Annotated in this window: 25 protein-coding genes and 1 pseudogene; 11 read left to right on the top strand and 15 right to left on the bottom strand. The window is 56.1% G+C overall.

Going from position 1 to position 26,537, the window contains the following annotated elements:
• The first annotated feature begins 150 nt into the window (after positions 1-150).
• The gene (locus M8318_RS06385; protein ID WP_262661495.1) at positions 151-2,127 is read left to right on the top strand and encodes an alkyl/aryl-sulfatase; all 1,977 of its coding nucleotides are present in this window, start codon (positions 151-153) and stop codon (positions 2,125-2,127) included.
• A gap of 88 nt (positions 2,128-2,215) precedes the next feature.
• Here the strand turns inward: M8318_RS06385 and M8318_RS06380 are convergent, their stop codons facing one another.
• A complete protein-coding gene (locus tag M8318_RS06380; protein WP_262661493.1) occupies positions 2,216-3,715 on the bottom strand; it encodes an aldehyde dehydrogenase family protein in 1,500 nt (499 codons plus the stop codon).
• Between the two features lie 235 nt (positions 3,716-3,950).
• Here M8318_RS06380 and feaR point away from each other — a divergent pair, with 235 nt between their 5' ends.
• Entirely contained in the window at positions 3,951-4,856 is a 906-nt protein-coding gene (feaR, locus tag M8318_RS06375; RefSeq protein ID WP_261645363.1) for a transcriptional regulator FeaR, read from the top strand.
• Here the strand turns inward: feaR and M8318_RS06370 are convergent, their stop codons facing one another.
• From M8318_RS06370 to M8318_RS06355, 4 genes are all read right to left on the bottom strand, one after another.
• Positions 4,857-5,177 carry a YdbL family protein gene (locus M8318_RS06370; protein ID WP_106993077.1) on the bottom strand — a complete coding sequence of 107 codons (321 nt, stop codon included), beginning with the start codon at positions 5,175-5,177 and terminating at the stop codon, positions 4,857-4,859.
• A gap of 7 nt (positions 5,178-5,184) precedes the next feature.
• Positions 5,185-5,376, bottom strand: coding sequence for a YnbE family lipoprotein (locus M8318_RS06365; RefSeq protein WP_059307766.1), 192 nt, complete (start codon positions 5,374-5,376; stop codon positions 5,185-5,187).
• Positions 5,373-8,009 carry a YdbH family protein gene (locus tag M8318_RS06360; RefSeq protein ID WP_262661490.1) on the bottom strand — a complete coding sequence of 879 codons (2,637 nt, stop codon included), beginning with the start codon at positions 8,007-8,009 and terminating at the stop codon, positions 5,373-5,375. The genes M8318_RS06365 and M8318_RS06360 overlap by 4 nt, the downstream gene beginning before the upstream one ends.
• A gap of 245 nt (positions 8,010-8,254) precedes the next feature.
• Positions 8,255-8,389 carry a hypothetical protein gene (locus M8318_RS06355; RefSeq protein ID WP_262661488.1) on the bottom strand — a complete coding sequence of 45 codons (135 nt, stop codon included), beginning with the start codon at positions 8,387-8,389 and terminating at the stop codon, positions 8,255-8,257.
• Positions 8,390-8,778: 389 nt separating this feature from the next.
• On the opposite strand from M8318_RS06355, the gene M8318_RS06350 reads away from it, so the two are divergent.
• Entirely contained in the window at positions 8,779-9,768 is a 990-nt protein-coding gene (locus M8318_RS06350) for a 2-hydroxyacid dehydrogenase (protein WP_106993079.1), read from the top strand.
• Positions 9,769-9,905: 137 nt separating this feature from the next.
• A complete protein-coding gene (gene hslJ, locus M8318_RS06345) occupies positions 9,906-10,319 on the top strand; it encodes a heat shock protein HslJ (RefSeq protein ID WP_262661485.1) in 414 nt (137 codons plus the stop codon).
• Here hslJ and M8318_RS06340 read toward each other — a convergent pair whose 3' ends face one another.
• Complete coding sequence (locus tag M8318_RS06340; RefSeq protein ID WP_106993551.1) at positions 10,320-10,586, bottom strand: putative hemolysin; 267 nt, start codon at positions 10,584-10,586, stop codon at positions 10,320-10,322.
• A gap of 267 nt (positions 10,587-10,853) precedes the next feature.
• On the opposite strand from M8318_RS06340, the gene nifJ reads away from it, so the two are divergent.
• The 3 genes from nifJ (at position 10,854) to M8318_RS06325 (ending at position 16,243) form a co-directional block, all read left to right on the top strand.
• Positions 10,854-14,378 (top strand): pyruvate:ferredoxin (flavodoxin) oxidoreductase, encoded by a 3,525-nt coding sequence (nifJ, locus tag M8318_RS06335; protein ID WP_262661482.1) that lies wholly within the window; start codon positions 10,854-10,856, stop codon positions 14,376-14,378.
• A gap of 400 nt (positions 14,379-14,778) precedes the next feature.
• Positions 14,779-15,894 carry a porin OmpC gene (ompC, locus tag M8318_RS06330; RefSeq protein WP_262661480.1) on the top strand — a complete coding sequence of 372 codons (1,116 nt, stop codon included), beginning with the start codon at positions 14,779-14,781 and terminating at the stop codon, positions 15,892-15,894.
• 136 nt (positions 15,895-16,030) lie between these two features.
• Entirely contained in the window at positions 16,031-16,243 is a 213-nt protein-coding gene (locus M8318_RS06325; RefSeq protein ID WP_106993083.1) for a KTSC domain-containing protein, read from the top strand.
• Between the two features lie 45 nt (positions 16,244-16,288).
• On the opposite strand, the gene M8318_RS06320 is transcribed toward M8318_RS06325, so the two are convergent.
• The 3 genes from M8318_RS06320 to M8318_RS06310 form a co-directional block, all read right to left on the bottom strand.
• Positions 16,289-16,702, bottom strand: a complete 414-nt coding sequence (locus tag M8318_RS06320; protein WP_262661478.1) for a GFA family protein — start codon at positions 16,700-16,702, stop codon at positions 16,289-16,291.
• Between the two features lie 97 nt (positions 16,703-16,799).
• On the bottom strand, positions 16,800-17,306 hold the full coding sequence (locus M8318_RS06315) for a hypothetical protein (RefSeq protein ID WP_262661476.1): 507 nt from the start codon (positions 17,304-17,306) through the stop codon (positions 16,800-16,802).
• 226 nt (positions 17,307-17,532) lie between these two features.
• The gene (locus tag M8318_RS06310) at positions 17,533-17,610 is read right to left on the bottom strand and encodes a hypothetical protein (RefSeq protein ID WP_225759512.1); all 78 of its coding nucleotides are present in this window, start codon (positions 17,608-17,610) and stop codon (positions 17,533-17,535) included.
• A 32-nt stretch (positions 17,611-17,642) separates the two neighbouring features.
• On the opposite strand from M8318_RS06310, the pseudogene M8318_RS22725 reads away from it, so the two are divergent.
• Both M8318_RS22725 and ttcA read left to right on the top strand, forming a co-directional pair.
• Positions 17,643-17,747, top strand: a pseudogene (locus M8318_RS22725) (hypothetical protein); the annotation flags it as partial.
• A 74-nt stretch (positions 17,748-17,821) separates the two neighbouring features.
• On the top strand, positions 17,822-18,757 hold the full coding sequence (gene ttcA, locus M8318_RS06305; RefSeq protein ID WP_262661474.1) for a tRNA 2-thiocytidine(32) synthetase TtcA: 936 nt from the start codon (positions 17,822-17,824) through the stop codon (positions 18,755-18,757).
• A gap of 46 nt (positions 18,758-18,803) precedes the next feature.
• On the opposite strand, the gene dbpA is transcribed toward ttcA, so the two are convergent.
• From dbpA to M8318_RS06290, 4 genes are all read right to left on the bottom strand, one after another.
• Positions 18,804-20,177: an ATP-dependent RNA helicase DbpA gene (dbpA, locus tag M8318_RS06300; protein ID WP_106993088.1), complete on the bottom strand. Its 1,374-nt coding sequence runs from the start codon at positions 20,175-20,177 to the stop codon at positions 18,804-18,806.
• A gap of 28 nt (positions 20,178-20,205) precedes the next feature.
• Positions 20,206-20,382: a proline-rich small protein YnaL gene (ynaL, locus tag M8318_RS22640; protein ID WP_269468323.1), complete on the bottom strand. Its 177-nt coding sequence runs from the start codon at positions 20,380-20,382 to the stop codon at positions 20,206-20,208.
• Positions 20,383-20,663: 281 nt separating this feature from the next.
• Entirely contained in the window at positions 20,664-21,647 is a 984-nt protein-coding gene (zntB, locus tag M8318_RS06295) for a zinc transporter ZntB (protein ID WP_262661472.1), read from the bottom strand.
• Between the two features lie 169 nt (positions 21,648-21,816).
• Complete coding sequence (locus M8318_RS06290) at positions 21,817-22,935, bottom strand: methyl-accepting chemotaxis protein (protein ID WP_262661470.1); 1,119 nt, start codon at positions 22,933-22,935, stop codon at positions 21,817-21,819.
• A 599-nt stretch (positions 22,936-23,534) separates the two neighbouring features.
• On the opposite strand from M8318_RS06290, the gene M8318_RS06285 reads away from it, so the two are divergent.
• Positions 23,535-24,767, top strand: coding sequence for a sensor domain-containing diguanylate cyclase (locus M8318_RS06285; protein ID WP_262661469.1), 1,233 nt, complete (start codon positions 23,535-23,537; stop codon positions 24,765-24,767).
• Between the two features lie 44 nt (positions 24,768-24,811).
• A complete protein-coding gene (locus M8318_RS06280) occupies positions 24,812-25,378 on the top strand; it encodes a DJ-1/PfpI family protein (protein ID WP_262661468.1) in 567 nt (188 codons plus the stop codon).
• Positions 25,379-25,409: 31 nt separating this feature from the next.
• Here M8318_RS06280 and M8318_RS06275 read toward each other — a convergent pair whose 3' ends face one another.
• Complete coding sequence (locus M8318_RS06275) at positions 25,410-25,784, bottom strand: hypothetical protein (protein ID WP_332018323.1); 375 nt, start codon at positions 25,782-25,784, stop codon at positions 25,410-25,412.
• A gap of 132 nt (positions 25,785-25,916) precedes the next feature.
• Complete coding sequence (locus M8318_RS06270) at positions 25,917-26,495, bottom strand: VasL domain-containing protein (RefSeq protein ID WP_262661464.1); 579 nt, start codon at positions 26,493-26,495, stop codon at positions 25,917-25,919.
• Positions 26,496-26,537: the final 42 nt, after the last annotated feature.

Genomic DNA, 26,537 nt, shown 5'->3' with positions numbered 1-26,537 from the left:
TTATCATTAACGGATTTATTTGCTGAATGTATTTGCCTGCTTATAGTTAATCATACCCATGCCGTCCGGGTTGCCTTTCTCAAAACGTTTTTCTGGTCATCACGCGAAGTTTCCCCTACGCCGCTGTATGCACATTGAGAGGTTTTCAGGATGAGATTCAATCTGATAGCAAGAAGCCTTGCGCTTGCAGGCTTTTTTATTTCCGCTGGCATTCCTGCGTTTGCCGCAGAAGCACCAAAAGACGCCGCCGCCGCTACTCAACAAGCCAATAACGCCCTCTTTAGTCAACTGCCCTTCTCCGATAACACCGACTTTACCGATGCCCATAAGGGCTTTATCGCCCCGCTCCCCACGGAGGTGATCAAAGGTGAACAAGGCAACGTGGTCTGGGATCCGCAACAATACGCGTTTATTAAAGAGGGCGATAAAGCGCCAGATACCGTCAACCCCAGCCTTTGGCGTCAGGCGCAGCTGATTAATATCAGCGGCCTGTTTGAGGTGACGGACGGGGTATATCAGATCCGAAATCTCGATCTATCGAATATGACCATTATCGAAGGGACCACTGGCATCACCGTGGTGGACCCGCTGGTGTCAGCGGAAACGGCGAAAGTCGGAATGGATCTTTATTATAAAAACCGCGGGCAGAAGCCGGTGGTAGCGGTGATTTACACTCACAGTCACGTCGACCATTACGGCGGCGTGCGCGGCGTGGTGGATGAAGCCGACGTGAAAGCCGGGAAAACCAAAATTTATGCCCCGGCCGGCTTTATGGAAGCCGCGGTGGCGGAAAACATTATGGCTGGGAACGTCATGAGCCGCCGCGCCAGCTACATGTACGGCAACCTGCTGAAGCCGGATGCCAAAGGCCAGGTCGGCGCCGGGCTGGGCACCACCACCTCCGCCGGGACCGTCACCCTGCTTGCCCCGACCAATATCATCGAGAAGGACGGCCAGAAAGAGACCATCGACGGCCTGACCTATGACTTTATGCTCGCCCCGGGCTCGGAAGCGCCGTCGGAAATGCTGTGGTTTATCGAAGAGAAAAAACTCATCGAATCCGCCGAGGATGTGACCCACACCCTGCATAACACCTACTCCCTGCGCGGGGCGAAGATCCGCGAGCCGCTGCCGTGGTCGAAATACATCAACGAAGCCATTGTGCGCTGGGGTGATAAAGCAGAAGTTCTGATGGCCCAACACCACTGGCCGACCTGGGGCAAAGAGAACGTCAATAATCTGCTGAAAAGCCAGCGCGATCTCTACCGTTATATCAACGACCAGACCTTACGTATGGCGAATCAGGGTCTGACCCGGGACGAAATCGCCGCCAACTTCAAGCTGCCGGATTCGCTGGCACACACCTGGGCGAACCGCGGTTACTACGGCTCGGTGAGCCATGACGTGAAGGCCACCTACGTGCTCTATCTCGGCTGGTTCGACGGCAACCCGGCGACTCTGGATGAGCTACCGCCGGAAGAGGCCGCGAAGAAATTCGTTGAGTATATGGGCGGCGCGGATGCCATTCTGCAGAAGGCCAAAACCGACTTCGACCAGGGGAACTATCGCTGGGTGGCGCAGGTGGTGAGCAAGGTGGTGTTCGCCGATCCGAACAACCAGGCGGCCCGTAATCTGGAGGCGGATGCGCTGGAGCAGCTGGGTTATCAGGCGGAGTCTGGCCCGTGGCGTAACTTCTACCTCACCGGCGCGCAGGAGCTGCGTAACGGCGTGGTGAAAGGCCCGACCCCGAATACTGCCAGCCCGGATACGGTGCGGGCGATGACCCCGGAGATGTTCTTCGACTATCTGGCGGTGCATATTAACGGCGAGAAAGCCGGGACGGCGAAATCGGTGTTTAATATCGATCTGGGCAGCGACGGCGGCAAGTACAAGCTGGAGCTGGAGAACGGAGTGCTGAACCACACCGCCAATGCCGAAGCCACCGATGCTGACGCCACCATTACGCTTAACCGCGACACGCTAAATAAAATCATCCTCAAGGAGACCACCCTGAAACAGGCTGAGGAGAGCGGTGCGGTGAAGGTGACGGGCGACGGGACGAAACTGGATACCATGCTGGGTTATATGGACAAGTTTGAGTTCTGGTTCAACATTGTGACGCCGTAACTTTTTGTTGCCGGGTGGCGGCTGCGCCTTACCTGGCCTACGGAATATGCGATCCCGTAGGCCCGTGCAAGCGCAGCGCCGCCGGGCATCAATACCGCACGCACACCGATTTAGTTTCACACCAGCCATCCAGCCAGTCCGGGCCGAAGTCGCGGCCGGTGCCGGACTGCTTCATGCCGCCGAACGGCAGGTTGGCATCGATCAGCGTGTGGCTGTTTACCCACACCGTGCCGGCCTGCAGGCGATCGGTGTACTCCAGCGCCTTGCTGATGTTTTGCGTCCAGACGCTGGCGGTCAGACCGTACTCGGTGTCGTTCGCCAGGCGCAACGCTTCTTCGCCGTCGGCGACGCGCACCAGGTTCACCACCGGACCAAACACCTCTTCGCGGGTCAGACGCAGGCTGGCGTCCGGGTTGACCACCAGCGTCGGCGAAACGTAATACCCCTTGCCGTTCGGGCCGCGATTACCGACGATCAGCTCGGCCTGACGCGACTGCGCCTCGTCGAGGAAGGTCTGCACTTTGTCACAGTGGGCACGGGAGACCAGCGGGTTGATGTGCGCTTCCTGGGACATTCCCGGCCCGACGCTCAGGGACTTCACCGCCTGCTCAAAGCCGCTCACCAGGGTATCAAACAGTGGCGCTTCGATGTAAATCCGCGAGCTTGCCGCACAGACCTGGCCCTGGTTCAGGAAGCTGCCGGTCATCAGCCCTTCGATAACCCACGCCGGATCCGCATCTTTCAGGACGATAGCCGGGTTTTTACCGCCCAGCTCCAGGGTCACACCCAGCAGGCGATCGGCGGCCGCGCGCGCAATCTGTTTCCCGGTGGCGGTTGAGCCGGTGAAGCTCACTTTGGCGATATGCGGATGGTTGGTCAGCGCAGCACCGCACACTGCCCCGCTGCCGGTCACCACGTTAAAGACGCCGTCCGGGATCCCGGCAACGCTAGCCAGTTCGGCCACGCGCAGCAACGTCAACGGCGTCGTTTCCGACGGTTTGATCACAATAGAGCACCCTGCCGCCAGGGCGGGCATCACTTTCCACATGCCGATCAGCAGCGGGAAGTTCCACGGCACGATCCCGGCCACCACGCCAATCGGCTCTTTGCGGGTCCACGCCTGATAGCGGGCCCCCTGCGGCATCGGAATGGAGAGATCCAGCGTCTTGCCGGAAATTTTGGTGGTCAGCCCGGCGGTGTAGCGCATCCAGTTTAGGGTGCAGCCCACTTCAAAGGCGCGGGAGATGTTAATGGATTTGCCCTGCTCCAGGGTCTCGAGCTGGGCCAGCTCCTCGGTGTGCTGCTCCACCAGATCGGCAAAGCGCAGCAGAATACGTTCACGTTCCGCAGGCAGTTTACCTGACCAGCTGCGGGCCACGAAAGCGCGCCAGCCGGACATCACCGCGCGGTCCACATCCTGCGCGCTGGCATCGGCCGTCGAGGCAATCACCTGGCCGGTGGCCGGGTTAAAGATCTCCAGACGCTTTTCGCTGTCGGAGGCGGACTGGCCTCCCTCAATCCAGAGGCCATGTTGGCGATCCAGAAATTGCTGCACGCTGGGCAGTACGTCGACCTGTGTATCAGACATAGCGATTCCTTATTATTCGCAGGGTGTCAACGCAGTCTAAGATGGCTTTGCCGAATGCGCTTTTATCTCTGTGACATTCGCTTTGTCCGCTGTGACAGGCACCGCAAAACGCGACAATACCGCCGTTTCGCTCTGTTGGGCAGCGGAGTTTTTGCCTGGATTTCGCCCCATGTCACGGGTATCTCGAAACATAAATGCAACAATGTTTAAACATTGACGACGTAGCGGGTATGACATGTTTGCAGATGAACAGGACAACTACCAGCGCTGGCTGGCGCAGATTAACCAGGTTTGCGGCAGTTTTGCTGCCCGGCCGATGAGCGGTGAGTTTTATGGCGAGCTGGAAGCAACCTGGACCGGCAACCTGAAACTGAGCACCGTTACTGCTGGTGGGGTGAATCTGTTTCGTACCCGTCAGGAGATCAAGACCAGCAACGACGCCTGGTTCTACACCGTGTTTCAGCTGGAAGGCGAAGCGGGACTGGAGCAGGATGACCGTCAGATTGTGCTGAACGCCGGGGATATCACCCTGATTGACGCCTCCCGCCCCTGCTCGATCTACTGGCCGGAAAAATCACGTCAGATCTCGCTCCTGCTGCCGCGTCAGATCCTCGAGCAGCACTTTCGCTTTCAGGAAGTGACCTGCGCGCAAAAGCTCTCCCGCAGCCTGCCCACCGTCCAGCTTAGCTATCGCCTGCTGCAGGACAGCATGAACAACCCGGCATTAAGCGAAACCGAAAGCGAAGCCGCCCTCGAAGCGATGGTCTGCCTGCTGCGCCCGGTATTGCAGCAGCGTGACAGCGTGACGCCGCGCAAGGAACGTCAGTTCACCCATGTGCTGAGCCTGATCGACGACCATATTCAGGCCGAGCACCTGCGCCCGGAGTGGATTGCCTCGGAGTGTGGAATGTCGGTGCGGAGCCTGTACCGAATGTTTGCCGAGAAAGGGCTGGTGGTGGCGCAGTACATTAAAAATCGTCGTCTGGATCTGTGCGCGCAGATGCTGCGCGCCACCGGCGACGATGAAAAGCTGGCGGGGATTGGCTACAGCTGGGGGTTTACCGATCACAGCCACTTCTCCACGGCCTTCAAGCAGCGTTTTGGCGTGTCGCCTGGCGAATACCGCAAACGCCACCGCTGATCACTTCTGCATCCACTTGCCGTTGATCCCCTGGACATACTCGCCGGGGTTAGCGCGCGATACCAGCTTTGTGCCGGCCATTTTCGCCACTTCATCCACCGGAAGGTTATTGCTGTCGGCAAGCTTCTGATAACTGTCGGTGCGGGCCTTGTTGATCTGCTCCACCAGCGCCAGCGTCTCGCGATCCTGACTTCGCGGCGCAATATAACCGCTCAGGGTTTCACCGACCCGTCCGGCGCTGCGGGCCTCGTTGAGGGTCAGCGCCAGCGCGGGCGCACAGAGCCCCAGCGTCAATATCATCAGCGGGATGAATTTTTTCATGGCAACCTCAGAACAGATCGCTGCGTGATTTCAGCAGCGTCTCGACGTCTTTATCCACTTTGATATGGATTTCATGTTCAATTTTAACGTTCATGTTGATGGTGATTGGCTCTTTCGACGCCGCCACTTCGATCCTCGGCGTACAGCCTGTCAGCGTCAGGATCACAATCGCGGTGAACCCACCGGCCAGCTTTTTCATGGTTGTTCCTTACATTCCTTGCCTGTCGGGCAGCGGTTATCCGGTAATGCTGCGTGTTGCTCCAGCCAGGTCTGCAGGTTGTCACCAAAACGCAGGCTGCGCCAGAGGGTAAACAGGTTCTCCTGATGGGTGTAGTTGAGGTTAACGGCTTGCGTCTGGTCCCCGGAACGGCTGGCGCCACGCAGGGTCGATGCCAGGGTTAATTCACCCAGATTATCTACATTGAGTGTCGTCCACGACTGCGAAATTTCCATATAGCGAAGCCAGTTAATCGCCCCTGCCGCACTGTTATCTTTGACGAGGGCATCAGCGGTGTCCTGGTCGAGACGCAGGGTCATCGGGCCAGAATTGGTCAGCCAGCCATCTTTGATGATCCACTTGTCGTTGTCCAGCCAGAACGGCAGCGCCCCGCTGAACGGCCCGGACAAGGTAAACTGTTTCGGATTAATAGCGCTAATCAACTCGCTGGAGGAGATATTAGTCACCCGCAACAGGGCCGCGTCGTGCTGCGGCATCCGTAGCTGCTGCATGGTCACTTTGCCCCCCAGCAGATCCACGCTGACGTCGGTGAGCAGGAGCGGATTCGCTTCGCTCCAGGGGTAGTCGCCCTGCAAATCGGCGGTGATGTTGCGGGCCGTGACCTGATTGATCACTTCGCCGATGCGTAACGTCACCGGACCGCGCGTGCCCAGCGACCAGGTGCCTTCGCTGAAGCGGAACGGCAGAACAAAATCGACACCATTGATTTTGTTATCGGGCATCCAGACGCTGCCGCTTTTCACCACCCCGTGGCCCCCGGCCTCAAAGCCCTGATCGGCCGCTGCGGAGAACGCCACCTGAGCGTACAGCTCTCCTTCGCGCAGGGTCATTTTCCACTCCGGCGGCACCAGCGGCTGGAAGACGGTCAGGGACTGCTTAGGCCACCAGGCCTGGCCGCGCAGACGCTCCCCGTCCCAGCGCCCGTTCAGCTGCACCGGGCCGATCGCTTCGGCGTTGAGGGTGCCTTTGAACCGGAACAGAGTCGGATCGCTGCCATCGACGCTGAATTTGACCGTCGACGGTGGTAATACGCTGCCGCCGGTGAAGGTGGTTTCCCCGGCGTCAAAGGATAACGCGCCGCTGAAGTGTGGCCGGGCGGGATCGCGCTGCCAGCGGATCGGGCTGTCCAGCACCATTCGCGGGACGCTGGCATGCATCGAGCCGTACTTCAGCTGGTCGAACCCGGTTGAGAGTTCGCTCAGTTCAATCACGCTGTCGCGCCACTCGCCCCTGCCCGCCACGTCCCAGCGGGCCTGCATCGGGGTGAAGTTGCCTTCCCCCCAGTAGCGCCACTGCCACAAGCCGCTATCCGGCAGGAAATCATTGGCCCGACCGTCGAGGTGCAGGGTGAAATCCCCCATCTCCCGCTCGTGGGCGCGCAAAATCGCCTGCAGGCGACCGTCAATCCCCTTGCGGGTCAGCGCCACCCCGGCCAGCGGCCAGCGCACTTCATCGATATTCAGGGAATCAATAATTCGCCCGCGGGAGCGTAGCAGCGCACCTGGCGCAAAGGCCAGCCGGGGCTCGGCCAGGCTACCGGTCAGCATGGCGGGCAACCCAACATAGAGGATCAGATCGTTCTGTTTGGCCACGCCGGTAAGCTGCAGCGGCATAGCGCTATTATCCATGCTCAGCTTGCCGGGACCAAAGCTCAGTACCGCGTTGCCTTTCCCGGCATCGCCCTGGGTCAGGACGTTCATCCGCCCGCTGATAACGGCGCGCTCGGTGCCCTGCTGCCAGTTGTCGATCTTCAGCCCCAGGCGACCGCTCAGGGGAACACCCGCACGATCCCAGCGCCAGCGACCGTCGCTGATAGTCAGCTGGTCGGGCGTGATCTGCCAGGGGAGATCCAGCAGCGGCTCGCCACTCTCCCGCTCAACCATCACCAGCTGGCCCTGATTGTCCTGCCACGACAGATCGGCATCCACCAGCGACGGGAGCTGCGGCACCGAGAAGGTCGCTGCCGCATGCCCCTGCACCGGCAGGCCGTCCGGCACCAGCGGCAGGGTAAATTCCCCCACCAGGGTCACGGGCTGGGGGTTATCGGGCAGATTGAGCGTGACGTCGCTGACGGTCAGAGAACGTCCCCGGAGTGTGCCACGCAGACTAAACTGATCTCCGTGGTAAGTGATCTCCTGTCGCGTTGGAGTCAGCGAGGCGGTTAGCTTCCCCTGCCACTGTTGCCAGGGAGAGAGCGTCAGGCGCTCGATGGTCAGCCAGGTATTGGGCAGTAGCGACTGCCACTCGGCCAGCGTTCGCGGTGCGGCGGGCGTGGACTCACTGGCGGGGATTTTACTCAGGCAGGCACTGTTGAGATCCAGCCCGGCGATGTCGATTTTCCAGCGGCTCGGGTGGCTGAGGGTAGCGTCTTCGATGCGGGCGATTTCGCAGTCGTCTACCAGATAGCGCAGATCGGCGATCACCAGTGCGTTGCGGGTCAGGCGCGGGCTTTTTTCAAACGCGATCCGGGTACCGGCAGGCAGCCAGATCCCGGCAAGCGTAGGAACCCACTGCGCAAGGGTCAGCAGCAGCGTCAGCGGCAAAAGAACGATCAGCAGCAGTAGCGCGATTGCGGCTTTGTATTTACCCCTCATGGGCAGTTAATATCCTGATTTAGCGAAAAAATTAGCCGACAGTATGGAATATTGTGGCATGTTTCGTCAGGCAGGTGAAGCGAAGGCCTGTTTAAGAATAGATGTGTTAATTATGAATGTGAGCGTTTTTAATCTTCGCCCACGCCCATTTATGGCAACAAAAAACCGCCCGGAGGCGGTTTAGAAAAGCGGTTTCTGACCCTATCTTCTGATTACATCAGGGTCATCAGGATCCAGCGGGTCATTCACATCAGGTATGTCATCACCCGGGAGGAGTGGATCGGTGTCACCCGGGAGGGGATCGCTGCCACCAGGAAGTGGTTCATCATCAGGAATGGGATCAATATAGTCGGGACGATCAGCCATAAAGCCTCCGTCAAACTGCGTTATGAGAGGTTATTTTGATTTACCTGGTTTCTGTTTGGTCTGCTCATCTTGATTCTTTTGCGGCTGCTTAGGTTGTTCTTTTGAGACATGTTGTGCGGTGGATTTCATTTTGAAACTCCGATTGTAGATGCAGCAAGTCGCCACCCTAAAACTATAAGTTACGCTTATAGTTATATCGAGCGAGACGGCAGTAAATTAATTTTATGCTGTTGTTTTATTTACGTTTATTGTGAGATGAAACAAGCGCCTTCTCTATTTCACCTGCGGGAGGTGGGATGGTGTAAAATCATTCTCAGAACTTATTGAATTCAATAATATTTTATAATTTGTATGATTATTTTAATCATGCTAACGTAGTTCCAAAATCACTGGAGAAAGTCTTATGAAACTCGCGGTATATAGCACAAAGCAGTACGACAAAAAGTATCTGCAACATGTTAACGAGGGATATGGATTCGAACTTGAATTTTTCGACTTTCTGCTTAACGAAAAAACAGCCAAAACGGCCCACGGCTTCGATGCGGTCTGTATTTTTGTTAACGACGACGGCAGTCGCCCAGTGCTGGAAGAGTTAAAAAGACAGGGCGTGAAGTACATCGCGCTGCGCTGCGCGGGCTTCAACAATGTTGACCTCGACGCGGCCAAAGAGCTGGGTCTGCAGGTGGTGCGCGTGCCGGCCTACTCTCCGGAAGCAGTGGCTGAACATGCCATCGGCCTGATGATGTCCTTAAACCGTCGTATTCACCGTGCTTATCAACGTACCCGTGATGCCAACTTCTCGCTGGAAGGGCTGACCGGTTTCACCATGTACGGCAAAACTGCCGGGGTGATCGGCACCGGTAAAATCGGTATCGCGGCGCTGCGGATCCTGAAAGGCTTTGGTATGCGCCTGCTGGCGTTCGACCCGTATCCAAGCGCTGCCGCGCTGGAGATGGGCGTGGAGTATGTCGACCTGGCAACCCTGTATGCCGAGTCAGACGTCATCTCCCTGCACTGCCCGCTGACCGCAGACAATTACCATCTGCTGAACCAGAGCGCATTTGACCAGATGAAAGACGGCGTGATGATCGTTAACACCAGCCGCGGTGGCCTTGTGGACTCTCAGGCGGCCATTGAAGCGCTGAAAACGCAAAAAATCGGCGCACTGGGGATGGACGTATATGAGAACGAACGGGATCTGTTCTTTGAAGATAAGTCCAACGACGTGATCCAGGATGACGTGTTCCGTCGCCTCTCCGCCTGCCACAACGTGCTGTTTACCGGCCATCAGGCGTTCCTGACCGCCGAGGCGCTGATCAGTATTTCGGAGACCACGTTGGGGAACCTGAGCCAGCTCGAGAAAGGCGAAGCGAGCCCGAACGCGCTGTTCTGAGTGACGTAATTCCCCCTCTCCCTCAAGGGAGAGGGAACAACCCCCGCCAGGTTTTCAGATTTTCCCGCAAGACAATTCCCGCCAGCGCAATAGACTATGCATTAGATATTTATGAAGTGAATACATTGAGAAGAACCATGAAAATGCTCGTCGCAGTAACGATCCTCAGCATGGCGCTGGCAGGTTGTGTCAATCCAGGAAAAGCCTCTGTTCAGGAAGAACAGCTTCAGCAGCACCGCTTCGTGCTGCAAAGTATCAACGGCACCGCCATCAACCCGGCCAACACCCCGCCGGAAATCGCCTTTGGAGAAGACCTGGCCGTATCCGGTGTGATGTGTAACCGCTTCAACGGACAAGGCAAGCTGTCAGATGGCGAGCTCAAGGTGAAAGCGCTCGCCATGACGCGAAAACTGTGTACCGAACCCCAGCTCAACGACCTGGACCACGCGATCGGCACAATGCTGCGTAACGGCACGCAGGTCGATCTGACGGAAGACGTGTTAACCCTGGCGACGGCAGAGACGACGCTGGTCTTTAAACGCGCAGAGTAATCAGTAAGCCCCGCATGAACCGCCGGCAAGCGACTGTTCATTGCAGCGTTTGCCGTTAGGTAGCGCACACATGCCGATGGCCGAGCCATCCAGCTGACGCGCAATGGACAGCGACCCGCCAATCATGGCGCAATTCGCCTCGCCGGAACTGGACATCGCCGCTCTCATCCCCGGCGCGACGTGCGCGGCGGTAGCCTGCTGTACTGGTTCATTGCTACAGGCCGACAGTAACAAAGCGGCACACCCTACCCAAAATGCTGCGCGCATAATCTCTCCCCCTATTGAATTGCAAAACCTATGCATAATAGGCATCCCACGTCCTGCCGTCGAGAGCCGAAGCGCGGTTTTCTGCGCTGTCAAAACAATTGCAGACTATTTTCAGGCAAAAGTTTGATCAAACCATTGATGGCATTAATAAGCAGGACACAAAAGCGAAAATCGTTTCAGCGGGCCTTTGCTAAAATAAAAAGATAACTACAGGACGCGTCGACGTGTCACGGGTCCCTTTTTCTTTGCGCAATGTAAGGGTGTCATATGCAAACTATTGACGGGAATGGCGCAGTCGCGTCCGTCGCGTTTCGCACCAGTGAAGTGATCGCCATTTATCCCATTACACCCAGCTCAACCATGGCTGAACAGGCGGATGCCTGGGCCGGAAACGGGCTGAAGAACGTCTGGGGCGATGTCCCTCGCGTGGTCGAAATGCAGTCAGAAGCCGGGGCGATTGCTACCGTCCACGGCGCGCTGCAGACCGGGGCGCTGTCCACCTCCTTCACCTCGTCGCAGGGGTTGCTGCTGATGATCCCGACGCTGTACAAGCTGGCGGGACAGCTCACCCCCTTCGTGCTGCACGTCGCAGCGCGCACCATCGCCACCCACGCCCTGTCGATTTTTGGCGATCACTCCGATGTGATGGCCGTGCGCCAGACCGGCTGCGCTCTGCTCTGTTCCGCCAGCGTGCAGGAGGCGCAGGATTTTGCCCTCATCTCCCACATGGCGACGCTGAAAAGCCGGGTGCCGTTTATCCATTTCTTCGACGGGTTCCGTACCTCGCACGAGATTAACAAGATCGTGTCGATATCCGACGACACCATCCGCAGCCTGCTCCCGCAGGCGGAGATTGACGCCCACCGCGCCCGCGCGCTGAATCCGGAGCATCCGGTGATCCGCGGCACCTCCGCCAACCCGGATACGTACTTCCAGTCCAGGGAAGCTACCAACCCGTGGTACAACGCGGTCTATGACCACGTGGAGCAGGCGATGACCGATTTTGCCGCCGCCACCGGACGCGAGTACAAACCGTTCGAGTATTACGGCCATCCGCAGGCGGAGCGCGTGATTGTCATCATGGGGTCGGCCATCGGCACCTGTGAAGAGGTGGTGGATGAGCTGCTGAGCCAGGGCGAAAAAGTGGGGGTGCTGAAAGTGCGCCTGTATCGCCCGTTCTCCGCGAAACACCTGCTGGCGGTATTGCCGGAAAGCGTGCGGTCGGTGGCGGTGCTGGATCGTACCAAAGAGCCGGGCGCCCAGGCCGAGCCGCTCTATCTCGACGTGATGACCGCCCTGGCCGAGGCCTTCAACGGCGGCGAGCGCGAGACACTCCCGCGGGTGATTGGCGGACGCTATGGCCTCTCCTCCAAAGAATTTGGCCCGGATTGCGTGCTGGCGATCTTCAACGAGCTGAGCGCTGCGAAGCCGAAGCCGCGCTTCACCGTCGGTATCTATGACGATGTGACCAATCTGTCGCTGTCGTTGCCGGAAAATACCCTGCCCTCCACCGCGAAGTTGGAAGCGCTGTTTTACGGTCTGGGCAGCGATGGCAGCGTGTCGGCCACCAAAAATAACATCAAGATCATCGGTAACTCCACGCCGTGGTATGCCCAGGGCTATTTCGTCTATGACTCGAAAAAAGCCGGGGGCCTGACGGTTTCTCACCTGCGCGTCAGCGAGCAGCCGATCCGCTCGGCCTATCTGGTGTCGCAGGCCGATTTCGTCGGCTGCCACCAGCTGCAGTTTATCGACAAATACCAGATGGCCGAGCGCCTGAAACCGGGCGGGATATTCCTGCTCAATACCCCCTACAGTGCCGATGAGGTCTGGGGGCGGCTGCCGCAGGAAGTACAGGCGGTGCTGAACCAGAAAAAAGCCAAATTCTATATCGTTAATGCGGCAAAAATCGCCCGTGAGTGCGGCCTGGCAGCACGTATTAACACCGTTATGCAGATGGCGTTTTTCCATCTGACGAAGATCCTGCCGGGCGACAGCGCCCTGATGGAACTCCAGGGGGCGATCGCCAAAAGCTACAGCAGCAAAGGCCAGGAGCTGGTGGAACGCAACTGGCAGGCGCTGGCCCTGGCGCGGGAGTCGCTGGCGGAGGTGCCGTTGCAACCGGTGAATGCTCACAGCCCGAACCGTCCGCCGGTGGTTTCCGATGCCGCGCCGGATTTTGTCAAAACCGTTACCGCCGCGATGCTGGCCGGTCTGGGCGATGCCCTGCCGGTCTCCGCCCTGCCGCCGGACGGCACCTGGCCGATGGGGACCACCCGCTGGGAAAAACGCAATATCGCCGAAGCGATCCCGATCTGGAAAGAGGAGTTGTGTACCCAGTGTAACCACTGCGTGGCGGCCTGCCCGCACTCCGCCATTCGCGCCAAAGTCGTCTCGCCTGAGGCAATGGAGAGCGCCCCGGCCAGCCTGCACTCGCTGGATGTGAAATCCCGCGACATGCGCGGCCAGAAATATGTCCTGCAGGTGGCACCGGAAGATTGCACCGGCTGTAACCTGTGCGTGGAAGTCTGCCCGGCGAAAGATCGCCAGAACCCGGAGATCAAGGCTATCAATATGATGTCGCGCCTTGAGCATGTGGAAGAGGAGAAGGTGAATTACGACTTCTTCCTCGACCTGCCGGAAATCGATCGCAACAGCCTCGAGCGCATTGATATTCGTACCTCGCAGCTGATCACCCCGCTGTTCGAATACTCCGGAGCCTGTTCCGGCTGCGGCGAAACGCCGTACATCAAGCTGCTGACCCAGCTGTATGGCGACCGGATGCTGATCGCCAACGCCACCGGCTGTTCGTCAATTTATGGCGGCAACCTGCCGTCAACGCCGTACACCACCGACGCCAACGGCCGCGGCCCGGCGTGGGCCAACTCGCTGTTCGAGGATAACGCCGAGTTTGGTCTGGGCTTCCGCTTAACGGTGGATCAGCATCGGGTGCGCGTGATGCGTCTGCTGGAACAGTTTGCCGACAACATCCCGGCCGAGCTGAACAGCGCCCTGCACAGCGAGGCTACGCCGGACGTGCGTCGTCAGCAGGTGGCGGAGCTGCGTCAGCATCTGAGGGGCGTCGAAGGGGCTGAACAGCTGTTAACCGATGCCGATGCGCTGGTCGAGAAATCGATCTGGCTGATTGGCGGTGACGGCTGGGCCTATGACATCGGCTTTGGCGGCCTGGATCATGTCCTCAGTCTGACCGAGAACGTCAATATTCTGGTGCTGGATACCCAGTGTTACTCCAATACCGGCGGCCAGGCGTCAAAAGCGACGCCGCTGGGGGCGGTAACCAAGTTTGGCGAGCATGGCAAACGCAAGGCGCGCAAAGATTTGGGGGTCAGCATGATGATGTACGGTCATGTGTATGTAGCGCAGATCTCGCTGGGGGCGCAGCTGAACCAGACCGTGAAGGCGATTCAGGAGGCGGAAGCCTATCCGGGTCCGTCGCTGATCATCGCATATAGCCCATGCGAGGAGCACGGCTACGATCTGGCCCTGAGCCACGATCAGATGCGCCAGCTGACGGCTACCGGCTTCTGGCCGCTGTATCGCTTCGACCCGCGTCGTGCCGATGAGGGTAAGCTGCCGCTGGCACTGGACTCCCGTCCACCGTCGGATGCGCTGGCAGAGACGCTGATGCAGGAGCAACGCTTCCGTCGTCTCAATGCCCAGCAGCCCGAAGTGGCAGAGCAGCTGTGGAAGGATGCCGCCGCCGATCTGCAAAAACGCTACGACTTCCTGGCGCAGCTTGCCGGGAAAGCCGAAAAGTCGGCCAGCGAATAACACGTATAGCCCGGCATGTCCGGGCTTTCCTTTGGCTATAAAAAAACCCGCCAGGAAAGTACTGGCGGGTGATCCTGTTCAGCAATAAATATCAGTTATGAATCAGCAAAGTATTTATCAAATAAACGGACAAAAATACTACAGGCATATAACAAACCAGAGTCTACTGAGTTTATTGAGAAATGAGTAATTTTTGTTTTATATATTTTTATTTAATGTATTCACTAGAGTTATGACTGTTTCATTAGCAGCAAATCCTTGAGAATTCACTTAATTGGTAACAATTATGCTTTTTCGCTGGGAGAGAGAGTGAATTAGCATGTGACCACTTTCCACAGCAGAAAGTTCAATGGAAAGTTTAAAAATATTAAATATAAAAACAGCATAAGGAATAGTCACAATGCAAAGAAAAGTACTGGCTCTGATGATCCCTGCCCTGTTAATGGCAGGCGCAGCAAATGCCGCTGAAATTTATAATAAGGACGGCAACAAATTAGATCTCTACGGTAAAGTTGACGGTCTGCACTATTTCTCCGACGACAGCGGTGCTGACGGCGACCAGACCTATATGCGTATCGGCTTTAAAGGCGAAACCCAGATCAACGATATGCTCACCGGTTATGGCCAGTGGGAATATAACATTCAGGCAAACAACACTGAAGGTTCATCAAATCAGTCCTGGACCCGTCTGGCGTTTGCTGGTCTGAAATTCGACCAGTACGGTTCCTTCGATTATGGCCGTAACTACGGCGTGCTGTACGACGTGGAAGGCTGGACCGATATGCTGCCAGAGTTCGGCGGCGACACCTACACCAAAGCCGATAACTTCATGACCGGTCGTGCGAACGGCGTGGCGACCTACCGTAACAACGATTTCTTTGGCATGGTTGAAGGCCTGAACGTCGCCCTGCAGTATCAGGGTAACAACGAAGGCAGCGGTAACGGTAACGAAGGCACCAACAACAGCAATGGTCGTGACGTGCGTCATGAGAACGGCGACGGCTTCGGTATCTCCACCTCCTACGACTTCGGTATGGGGTTCAGCGCGGCGGTGGCCTACACCTCTTCTGACCGTACCAATGCACAGGTTAACGAAACCACCGCGGGCGGCGACAAAGCGGACGCATGGACTACTGGTCTGAAATATGACGCCAACAACATCTACCTGGCGGCGATGTACTCTGAAACCCGCAACATGACCCCATATGGCAATCAGGAAGATGCGGTCGCGAACAAAACCCAGAACTTCGAAGTGACGGCTCAGTACCAGTTTGATTCCGGCCTGCGTCCGGTGGTCTCTTACCTGCAGTCTAAAGGTAAAGACCTGGGCAACGGTCAGGACGATCAGGATCTGGTTAAATATGCTGAAGTCGGTGCGGCTTACTACTTCAACAAAAATATGTCCACCTACGTTGATTATAAAATCAACCTGCTGGACGAAGACGATCAGTTCTATAAAGACAATGGCATCGGCACCGATGACATTGTCGCCGTCGGTCTGGTTTACCAGTTCTGATGAAATTAGCCCGCGTTACCGCGCGGGCTAATGCTTTACATCCCATGCCGCTTTGCGTTCAAATTTTGTTGCGCCGCTCAACCTTTCTGATACAAGATAAATCTTATGTCTGCCCGGCTGTAGAGGACTCGCTATTGTGAACCATCATTCTGTTAAATCTTCGCGCATCGCCTCGATTGCCTACGACACAAGCAACGAGACGCTGGAAGTCCGTTTTAGGGATCACAGCGCCTGGCAATATCAGTCCGTCCCTGTGCGTATTTTTAACGATTTCCTGAGTGTGGTTTCAAAGGGACGTTTCTATGACGGGGTGGTGAAAGGCAAATTCAAAGAGAGAAAAATTGCCTGATCGCACATCCGCTGTGCCCATGACCTGCCCTGATAAATGGCTGCGCTAGCTGTCTTTAGCGCGATAGCTCAGCACACCGGCCACACCGCCACCCCCGTCGTTAGGGTGGTGTCTTCCCTCCATCACCAGCACCTCCGGGAAATCAAACGGCGAGACGCCCTCAAGGCAGGCGACGTTGACCCCATACTGATCCGGCGTTGAACGCCGCTGGTGGAAGGTGTAAATCCCGCAGACCGAACAAAAATAGTGCACTGCCGCCCGGGTATTAAACCGGTATTCGGTCAGCAGCGACGCACCCTGAATAATGTCCAGCCCGGATAACGGCGCGGAGACCGCGATTGCCCCGCGCATCCGGCAGAACGAGCAGTTACAACGCCGGATAGTGTTGAACCCGTCCGAGAGTTCAACGGTAAACCTGACCGCACCACAGTGACACTGCCCAGCGACTTTATTTGCCATAACTGGCTCCTTTCCGATAAGCATGACCCACACGGACGGCGTGACGGAACGCCGCATACCGGCTAAGTGTAAGCCAGCCTCCTCCTCTGCGCCGTTATCAGCGGCGGCTAAATTCCTCCGCACTCTTTTTCAGCCACGCCTCCTGAAAGAGTTGTTCTGAGTAGGTGAGTTTCATGACCGGCGCTAAATACGGGGCATCGAGCTCGATTAAATCATTTTCATTCTGGTATTTGGCGTATTTGTCACCGGCGAAAGAGATCTGTTTTTTCAGCGCCACATATTTATGTTCGAGCATACTCTCAACTTCATCAAATCGCGTCTTATCCAGCTCAAGCATAATCGCGGTGATCCGTCCCGCTTTATTGAAGATAACCGCATTATTTTTTGCGCCCTCTAATCCCAGTTCATTATTGGGAATAGAGAAAATATCACCGTCGCTCCACTTACTGCGCCCCTCATGCTGGGCAGAAGGATAAGCTTTAATGAACTGCTGCAGCGTGGTTTTACCTAACGTCAGCCCCATCGCCGTGGTATCTGCTTTTGCGGATGAAAATACTGCCAGTAAAACAAACATACCTATCAGTAATTGCCACTGTTTACCCATCGTTAGCACCTCATCGTATCAGTCGTGTTTTTGCTGACTATCGCCTTCAGTACCTGTCTCTTCTCTATCGTACAGAATTGATCTTCAACAACACATGGGCCTTTTTGATGAGGACCCAGGGCCGATACAGCACTACTTACTGAGCGCCGTCAGGGTGGCGCGGGCGGGTGAAGGCATAAAAAAGCCACCAGCGAATGCCGGTGGCGTGGGCATGACGCACGGTCAGCTATTTTTTGACGGGTTGGGGCTTTTTATCGCCCGACTCCGGGGCCTCGCGTGGGTCATCTTTTTCAACATACTGCATGACTACCTCCCGTTTTATGGATGGACTACAACTATAGCGTCTATTGTTTAAAACCAGCCAGGCGGCAGGCGTTTGCTGTAAAACGTGCTGACATTCACCGCCGTAATCCGTACCATACACGCCATACTTTTTCATGTTGACCTGCTGCCCCCCATCTTAACGGTGGGCCGCCTGGGCGGCTTTAGCCACAAACGAATTGAGCCACTATTAAATGTCGCAAAATCAAGAAATTACCAAGAAAGACCAGTACAACCTCAACAAACTGCAAAAGCGTCTGCGCCGTAACGTCGGCGAAGCCATTGCGGATTACAACATGATTGAAGAAGGCGACCGCATCATGGTCTGCCTGTCTGGCGGCAAAGACAGCTACACCCTGCTCGAAATCCTGCGCAATCTTCAGCAAAGCGCACCGGTCAATTTCTCATTAATTGCCGTCAACCTGGATCAGAAGCAGCCAGGATTCCCGGAACATATCCTGCCGGAATATCTGGAGCAGCTGGGCGTTGAGTACAAAATTGTCGAAGAGAACACCTACGGCATCGTCAAAGAGAAGATCCCCGAAGGCAAAACCACCTGCTCGCTCTGCTCCCGCCTGCGTCGTGGCATTCTGTACCGCACGGCTACCGAACTGGGTGCGACCAAGATTGCCCTCGGTCACCACCGCGATGACATCTTACAGACGCTGTTCCTGAACATGTTCTACGGCGGCAAAATGAAAGGCATGCCACCGAAGCTGATGAGCGATGACGGGAAGCACATTGTGATCCGTCCCCTCGCCTACTGCCGCGAGAAGGACATCGAGCGTTTTTCCGAGGCGAAAGCCTTCCCGATCATTCCGTGCAACCTGTGTGGCTCCCAGCCGAACCTGCAGCGTCAGGTGATTGGCGATATGCTGCGCGACTGGGACAAACGTTATCCGGGCCGCATCGAGACCATGTTCAGCGCGATGCAGAACGTGGTGCCTTCGCACCTGAGCGATATCAACCTGTTTGATTTCAAAGGGATTAAGCACGGTTCAGAAGTGGTGAACGGTGGCGATCTGGCATTCGATCGCGAAGAGATCCCGATGCAGCCGGCGGGCTGGCAGCCTGAAGAAGATGACGCTCAACTGGATGAGATGCGTCTGAACGTTATTGAAGTGAAGTAAATCGTTAAGCGTCTCAGCAATCGCGCTGAGACGCTCTCCCGCCCGCTTATTTCAGCAGACGAACCTTGCAGGTTTTGCCTTTAATCTTGCCGTTTTGCAGCTGTTTCCACGCCTTCTGTGCCACTGACTGACGCACTGCCACATAGACGTGCGCCGGATGCACCGCGATTTTGCCAATATCGGCACCGTCCAGCCCAATATCACCCGTCAGCGCACCCAGCACATCACCCGGACGCATTTTGGCTTTTTTACCGCCGTCGATACAGAGCGTCGCCATCCCGGCAACCAGCGGCACAACGCTGACATTGGCCGGGGCATCGACCCAGTTGAGCTTAATTTGCAGCATTTCCGCCAGGATATTGGCGCGTTGCGCCTCTTCCGGGGCGCAGAAGCTGATCGCCAGACCACTGTTACCGGCACGGGCAGTACGGCCGATACGGTGAACGTGAACTTCCGGATCCCACGCCAGCTCGTAGTTCACTACCAGCTCGAGGGATTTGATGTCCAGACCGCGGGCGGCCACATCGGTCGCCACCAACACGCGGGCGCTGCCGTTAGCAAAACGCACCAGGGTCTGATCGCGATCGCGCTGCTCCAGGTCGCCATGCAGCGACAGCGCGCTCTGTCCCGCTTCGGTCAGGGCGTCACATACTGCCTGGCAATCTTTTTTGGTGTTGCAGAATACCACGCAGGAGGCCGGCTGATGCACGCTGAGCAGCTTTTGCAGCAGCGGGATTTTGCCTCGCTGAGTGGTATCGAAGAACTGCTGTTCAATCGCCGGCAGCGCGTCGACGGTGTCAATTTCGATGGCGATCGGGTTTTGCTGCACGCGGCCGCTGATGGCGGCAATCGCCTCTGGCCAGGTGGCAGAGAACAGCATGGTCTGACGCGACGGCGGCGCAAAACGGGTCACCTCGTCGATGGCCTCGCTAAAGCCCATATCCAGCATCCGGTCGGCTTCGTCCAGCACCAGCGTCTGTAGCGCGTCGAGGGAGACCGTGCCCTTTTGCAGGTGATCGAGCAGTCGCCCTGGCGTGGCGACGATGATGTGCGGCGCATGCAGCAACGAATCGCGCTGGGCGCCGAACGGCTGGCCCCCGCAGAGGGTTAAAATTTTGGTGTTGGGCAGAAAACGCGCCAGACGGCGTAACTCAGCCGCGACCTGATCCGCCAGCTCGCGCGTCGGGCAAAGCACCAGAGACTGGGTCTTATAAAGGGTGGCGTCGATATGCTGTAACAGCCCAAGGCCAAACGTTGCCGTTTTGCCACTGCCGGTTTTCGCCTGTACGCGGACATCGCGTCCTTCCAGGATCGCTGGCAGGGCGGCAGCTTGTACAGGGGTCATCGTCAGGTAACCCAACTCGTTAAGGTTATCGAGTTGGGCGGCAGGCAGTACGTTCAGCGTTGAAAAAGCAGTCACAGTTATTCTCGCGGTAAAAGACACACAGTCAGCAGGCGCGTATCCTCGCAGATCTCCGCCTCTGATGCGACATTTTAATGGGCACTTCATCCGGTGGCGGATCCGGCATCGGCTGTGGGCGTGGGATCGGTTCGGGAACAGGCACCGGATCGGTGGGGACCGGGTCCGATTGCCGCGTCTGTTGCAGCAGCAGTGTTAAAAGCATGCTCATATTACCCTCCAGAAGAGCGGGATGACTCTTTTAGGGTAGTCGCTGCTGGGTTGCAGGCAAAAAAAAGCCGACTTATTTAAGTCGGCGTCGTACGAATCAATTTTGCTATGCAGTAATTCAAAAAAGGAAGTAAGACAATATGGAGCGCAACGCCCATCGCTTGACGTTGCATTCACCTGCGGAAGAGATATTGCACCTTATGGGTAAAGGGTTTATTGACTTCGCTCAATTAAAATGGCGTTTCAGACCTGTCAGAACGACAAAATTGTGCAAATTTACAACCATTTACTGCGATGTAACCACCATGCAACACCGCCTATCAAAACCACTAACATGATGCAAAACAGTGAGAAGCCAAAGCGGAACTCTCCACCAGGGATCCCGCCGAGGTTGACGCCAAACAGCCCGGTTAAGAAGGTGCTGGGCAGAAAGACCATCGCCATCAGCGACATGGTGTAGGTTCTGCGGGAGAGCGACTCCTGCATGACCTGGGCGATTTCGTCGGTCAGTATCGCGGTACGGGCAATACAGGCGTCAATTTCATCGAGGCCGCGCCCGAGCCGGTCGGCAATATCCTGCATTCTGCGGCGCTGATCGTCATTCATCCAGGGGAAACGCTCACTCGCCAGCCGGGCATAAACATCGCGCTGCGGGGCCATGTAGCGGCGCATAACGATCAGCTGTTTGCGCAGCAGCGCGAGGAAGCCGCGAGGCGGAATAACCTGATCGATCAGGTTATCCTCCAGATCGATAATTTTGTCGTGCAGCTCTTCGATAAACTCGCTGGCATGATCGGTGAGCGCGTCGCAGACATCCACCAGCCAGCCACCGCAATCGCCCGGACCAGTGCCCTCTTTTAAATCCCCGACAACATCGTCCAGCGCCAGCACTTTTCGCTGGCGGGTGGAGACAATCAGCCGCTCATCCATATAGACGCGCATCGCCACCAGCTGATCCGGCCGCTCATCGGTGCTGCCATTAATACAGCGTAAGGTAATGAGCGTCCCCTCGCCCATACGGGTCACGCGCGGGCGCAGGCTTTCTCCGGCCAGCGCGTCGCGGACATTATTGGGCAATAACGGGGTTGAGGCCAGCCAGTGTGCGCTCTCCGGCTGGGTATAGTTCAGGTGCAGCCAGCAGGGATGCTGCTGATCGATAATGTCGTCGTCGCTGAGCGGCCTTGCCCCGCCTTTACCGTCGAGTATCCACGCAAAAACTGCGTCAGGAACGTTAACTTCCGATCCTTTTAAGCCTTCCACAGCGCCTCCGCCAGTAGCTGTTCTTTGCTGTCAGTCTAGCCACCCCGGCAGGTTAAGCAACCATTTCCCTCGCCATCGCGCTGAATTTATTCATAAAAGAGACTATTCCTGAACGGAATCTGGCGCACAAAAAAGCCTGGCGAACCAGGCTCTTATATCTGTTGTGATGTCAGGCTTGCGCGGGTTTGAGCTGCCCATCGTATAGAGATGCCGGTTCCAGATGGAAGTTTCGCGTGCGGGCCTGCAGCTCAACGACCTGATTTTTCAGCACCGCCGAGGAGCCGGACAGCTCCTCCACCATCCCCACGTTACTCTGGGTGACGTTTTCCAGATCGGTTAACGCCTGAGTGATCTGCGCGATGCCCTTCTCCTGTTCATAGGTCGAGGTGGAAATCTCATCCATCAATTTGCTGACCTGCCCGGAGCCGCTGACGATCTCCTGCATGTTCTTCTCGGCCTCAGCGACGACCATCGCCCCCTGGTTGACGTTGCTGCTGGTAACGGCGATCAGGGATTTAATGCTTTTTGCCGCCTCGGCACTGCGATGCGCCAGGCTGCGCACTTCCCCGGCCACGACGGAGAAGCCTTTGCCATGGTCGCCGGCGCGGGCCGCTTCGACCGCCGCATTGAGCGCCAGTATATTGGTCTGGAAGGCGATACCGTCGATCATGGTGATGATCTCGGTCATCTGCTGCGCGCATTCGGTTATGGAGTTCATGTTGGTGGCGACCTGCCCCATTAGCTCCCCGCCTTTCTGTGCCTGTCGGGTCGCCACGTTGGCCTTCTCGTTAGCAAGGCGGGTGTTATTAGCAGTATTTTTAGTGGTGGCGGCCATCTGTTCCATACTGGCAGAGGTCTGGATCAGCGATGCGGACTGCAGCTCTGTTTTCGCCGCCAGGGCTGAACTGCGAGCGGCCAGCTGTTCAGAGAGACTCATTGCGGTCGCAGAGGAGGAGCGGATCTCGCGCACCAGCGTGGCGATGTTGCTCGACAGCGTGTTGATACCCGGGATCAATCGCCCCGCGCAGTTATCACCAAATTCCGGGATCGTGACACCCAGATTGCCGGAGACCACCTCTTCTATGCTTCTCTTAACCGTATTGATGGGCACGACCAGGTATTGGGTCATGTAAACCCGCAGAAGCACGAAGGCGACGACGAATAAAATATTAAGTGCAATTAACAAAGATGTTTGCGGTGCTAAAAGAATGACCATTCCATCAATTAACAAAAGCACGACGAATAGATAAGAAAGAATAAAGGTTCTTACGCTAATGTTCCTGAGCATAATATATCCCACAGCGGTATTTTCATATGATAGGGAATATATAGCATTCTGATTTTAATTTTTCACCCTGATTTCGTAGAGACAATTTATTAATCTTAATGGTTCTGGAATTTAACTTAAGGAGGAGATAAAACCTGTTTAACCTGTCCCTTCCATACATTTACATCTGACAAAAAGAAGATTACGCGCTTAACGCATTGAAAAGCAGTGCCCCTGATAAATTATACACTTAAGCCGCACGCACGCTTTGAGGCTGTATTCGTTAGCCGGGCTTAAACTATTTTGTGTCGAATATGTTTTTATGATTTTTTTGAAAAAAAACCTAATGTTTTCTTAACCTCAATCCGATACTAAACACATTTTCGCATAAAACAGCACTGCCTTTCCTTCGGGCAGACAGGAAAATTAATTTAATCAATGCTGCCGACCCAGCTGAGAATAAAACTATTCCAGTTGGTAAAATTAATACGAATTTCATACGAATATCACAAAAAAATCCTGCCTGAGCGTATGAAGTAGAGTATGTTTCAAAGAAGCCCACGCGTTCCGCTCCGCCGTGGATCTCAGACATTTGATGTGCCGATAAATGAGACTGAGCTATGTCGCCTACAGGGTTTGCTGCACTGGATATGCTTAAAACGCCCGTATGGGTGGTATCCCCGATTACGGAGGATGTCCTGTTCGCCAATACGGCAGCAAAGAAGATCATGCAGGACGCGACGCTGGACAGCCTGCGCAAAGGGGTCTGCTCGGCACATGCCCAGGCAACGCTTGCGATGTACGTGCCCGATTTAAAAACCCAGCAAGAGATCATCGAGATCTGGAGTGTGCTGGTCAATAACCAGCAGACCAGCCTCAGCTGTCGGCTCTCGCTGGCCGTTTTTGACACCTGTGGTGAGGTGATTATTTTTGAGGGCATTGCCCGACAGCCGGTCACGGGCCTCAAGGCCACCAGTTCTGGCACCTATCAACGCAAAAAACAGGGGTTCTACGCCCGCTTTTTCCAGACCAACAGTGCGCCAATGCTGTTAATCGATCCCGCCCGGGACGGTCAACTGGTTGATGCCAATCTCGCGGCTCTCAATTTTTATGGCTACACCCATGAGGAGATGTGCAGCAAGCACACCTGGGAGATTAACACTCTCGGACGCAATATTATGCCGGTGATGACGGAGATCTCACGCCTGCCCGGTGGCCATAAGCCGCTCAACTTTGTCCATCGCCTGGCTGACGGCACCACCCGGCATGTACAGACCTATGCCGGCCCGATTGAGATCTACGGCGATAAACTGATGCTGTGCATCATTCACGATATTACCGAGCAAAAACGGCTTGAGCAGGAGCTTGAACACGCCGCGCTGCGCGATTCGTTAACCGGCCTGCTCAATCGCCGCCAGTTTTATCACCTCACCGATCAGGCCTCACCTAACCAGCTTCCGGCCCAACAGGAGTTTAGCCTGCTGCTGGTGGACACGGACCACTTTAAGCGCATTAATGATGTGTTTGGGCATCAAAAAGGGGATGAGGTGTTGATTGCCCTCTCGCGGATGCTGGAAAGCTGCTGTCGAAAAGACGATTACGTTTTCCGCTGGGGTGGTGAGGAGTTTGTGCTGCTGCTGCCCCGCACGTCGCTGGACGCGGCAATGCAGATCGCAGAAACCCTGCGCGCGGCGATCGCCCGCATTACCATCCCCGGCCTGCCCCGCTTTACCGTCAGCATTGGGGTGGCGCGGCATAACCCGGATGAGAGTATTGACGATCTGTTTAAGCGCGTGGACGATGCGTTGTATCGCGCCAAGAATGATGGTCGTAATAAAGTGCTGGCGGCCTGATGTCGCCATCTGTCTTTCAATTTATTCCTTGAGGAGTGGTTAAGATGAGCAAGAAGATTTTGATGCTGGTCGGGGATTACGCTGAAGATTACGAAACGATGGTGCCGTTTCAGGCATTGCAGATGATTGGCCATCAGGTTGATGCGGTCTGTCCTGAAAAAGCCAAAGGTGACTTTATCATGACGGCGATCCATGATTTTGACGGCGCCCAGACCTACAGCGAGAAGCCTGGTCACCGCTTTATTCTCAACGCCGATTTTGCCGAGGTGAAAGAAGAGGATTATGACGCCCTGTTAATTCCGGGCGGACGGGCGCCGGAATATCTGCGCCTGAATGAACAGGTCATCAAACTGGTGCAGGCCTTTGACCAGTCGCGTAAGCCGATTGCCGCCGTGTGCCACGGCGCTCAATTACTGGCTGCCGCTGATGTTCTGAAGGGACGCACCTGCAGCGCCTATCCAGCCTGTGCGCCGGAAGTCAGACTTAGCGGCGGGTACTATGCCGACATCGGTATTGATGAGGCATATGTCGATGACAATCTGGTGACCGCCCCCGCCTGGCCCGCGCATCCGCAGTGGCTGGCGAAATTTGCCGAACTGTTGCAGAAGTAGGACTGTCAGAGAGTGGACAGGCTCGCGGGCTTCACGCAAGCCTGTCAACAACCTCAAAAAACAGCTCTTCCGTCATGATGGCGTTATCTTTTGCGCTCTGATATTGACGGCGGATAAACCAGCCCGATTCCGGCGCCATGCTCAGATAAAATACCTGCCTGATACCGGGCGCATCGACATGAAGGATCACAATACCCGTCTCCACGCCATTCCACAGCTGCTCAGGAACAATACGCACGCTACGGTCGCCGTTCTGTAACTGGATGGCAGTGATGTCATACCGGCATATTCCGCTGTTCAGGCTGTAGCCCACCGCGCTCAGGTCATGGAGGAGCCTGGTGGATAACGTCACCTCGATTGCACAGCCCGCAAACCATTGGCTTATTTGCTGCGCAAGTTCATCCATGCGTGAACAGAATGCCCTGACCTCTGCGTCAGCTGATTTTTTACCGGACAGTACTCTGTCGTTCTGGTGTTGCACTTTTTTAAAAAAACGTTCTCTGGCTGACACGTTGTGGTCCTTGTCATCTTTTCGGCTTTATTCAGTCTGGATTGATTTCAGCGCAGCCCAGGAGGCAATTAGCTGCTGCAGATGCTGTTCCACCTGGCGCTGCCGGACGGCGTTATTGTCCTGCTCTGCGGGGATCTCAGAGAGCTGGCGCAACTGCTCCTCTACCGGCACGGTGCGATTCAGCGACTGCGTAATAGCGAAAACCGCCGATTTCAGTTCGCTGACCGTCATGTATTTACCCTTCTGCTGATCCAGGGCGTTAAGCCGGTTCGCCAGCTGCTCAAGCTGCGTCATTCCCTGATGCCAGCCAGTCAGGTTTTCCGGCGGTAGCGCAATAGCCGCCTTCTGCTGCTGCCACTGCTGCGCAAGAGTTTTACCCTGCTCCGGCCACTGTATGAGCGCCTGCTGCACCAGGCTATCGCCATAGCTGACCGCCCAGTCAGGCTTTAACTGCAATAACTGCTGTGTCTGGCGAATCACCGCTTCAGGTGACTGAGGCGGCTGTTGCCGATCGGCAGAAAGCGTTGTGGCAATCTGTTCCTGGGCCGGATCAGGCTGGCGCATCGTCTCCCATCCCCATGCCAGGGTTCCGGCCAACACCAGCATAGTCGCCATACCAGCGGCAAAAGGCTTCCAGGGTTTCGCGGG

Origin of the sequence: Leclercia tamurae, assembly GCF_025566055.1 — a bacterium.
Classification (GTDB): Bacteria; Pseudomonadota; Gammaproteobacteria; order Enterobacterales; family Enterobacteriaceae; genus Enterobacter; species Enterobacter tamurae.
Note: the sequence above shows the minus strand (reverse complement) of the source record. Positions and strands in the feature narration are given on the sequence as shown.

Coding starts and splice junctions, on each gene's coding strand:
- M8318_RS06385 (WP_262661495.1), top strand. CDS start 151: ATGAGATTCAATCTGATAGCAAGAAGCCTTGCGCTTGCAGGCTTTTTT.
- M8318_RS06380 (WP_262661493.1), bottom strand. CDS start 3,715: ATGTCTGATACACAGGTCGACGTACTGCCCAGCGTGCAGCAATTTCTG.
- feaR (WP_261645363.1), top strand. CDS start 3,951: ATGTTTGCAGATGAACAGGACAACTACCAGCGCTGGCTGGCGCAGATT.
- M8318_RS06370 (WP_106993077.1), bottom strand. CDS start 5,177: ATGAAAAAATTCATCCCGCTGATGATATTGACGCTGGGGCTCTGTGCG.
- M8318_RS06365 (WP_059307766.1), bottom strand. CDS start 5,376: ATGAAAAAGCTGGCCGGTGGGTTCACCGCGATTGTGATCCTGACGCTG.
- M8318_RS06360 (WP_262661490.1), bottom strand. CDS start 8,009: ATGAGGGGTAAATACAAAGCCGCAATCGCGCTACTGCTGCTGATCGTT.
- M8318_RS06350 (WP_106993079.1), top strand. CDS start 8,779: ATGAAACTCGCGGTATATAGCACAAAGCAGTACGACAAAAAGTATCTG.
- hslJ (WP_262661485.1), top strand. CDS start 9,906: ATGAAAATGCTCGTCGCAGTAACGATCCTCAGCATGGCGCTGGCAGGT.
- M8318_RS06340 (WP_106993551.1), bottom strand. CDS start 10,586: ATGCGCGCAGCATTTTGGGTAGGGTGTGCCGCTTTGTTACTGTCGGCC.
- nifJ (WP_262661482.1), top strand. CDS start 10,854: ATGCAAACTATTGACGGGAATGGCGCAGTCGCGTCCGTCGCGTTTCGC.
- ompC (WP_262661480.1), top strand. CDS start 14,779: ATGCAAAGAAAAGTACTGGCTCTGATGATCCCTGCCCTGTTAATGGCA.
- M8318_RS06320 (WP_262661478.1), bottom strand. CDS start 16,702: ATGGCAAATAAAGTCGCTGGGCAGTGTCACTGTGGTGCGGTCAGGTTT.
- M8318_RS06315 (WP_262661476.1), bottom strand. CDS start 17,306: ATGGGTAAACAGTGGCAATTACTGATAGGTATGTTTGTTTTACTGGCA.
- M8318_RS06310 (WP_225759512.1), bottom strand. CDS start 17,610: ATGCAGTATGTTGAAAAAGATGACCCACGCGAGGCCCCGGAGTCGGGC.
- ttcA (WP_262661474.1), top strand. CDS start 17,822: ATGTCGCAAAATCAAGAAATTACCAAGAAAGACCAGTACAACCTCAAC.
- ynaL (WP_269468323.1), bottom strand. CDS start 20,382: ATGCTTTTAACACTGCTGCTGCAACAGACGCGGCAATCGGACCCGGTC.
- M8318_RS06290 (WP_262661470.1), bottom strand. CDS start 22,935: ATGCTCAGGAACATTAGCGTAAGAACCTTTATTCTTTCTTATCTATTC.
- M8318_RS06285 (WP_262661469.1), top strand. CDS start 23,535: ATGTCGCCTACAGGGTTTGCTGCACTGGATATGCTTAAAACGCCCGTA.
- M8318_RS06280 (WP_262661468.1), top strand. CDS start 24,812: ATGAGCAAGAAGATTTTGATGCTGGTCGGGGATTACGCTGAAGATTAC.
- M8318_RS06275 (WP_332018323.1), bottom strand. CDS start 25,784: ATGGATGAACTTGCGCAGCAAATAAGCCAATGGTTTGCGGGCTGTGCA.
- M8318_RS06270 (WP_262661464.1), bottom strand. CDS start 26,495: ATGCTGGTGTTGGCCGGAACCCTGGCATGGGGATGGGAGACGATGCGC.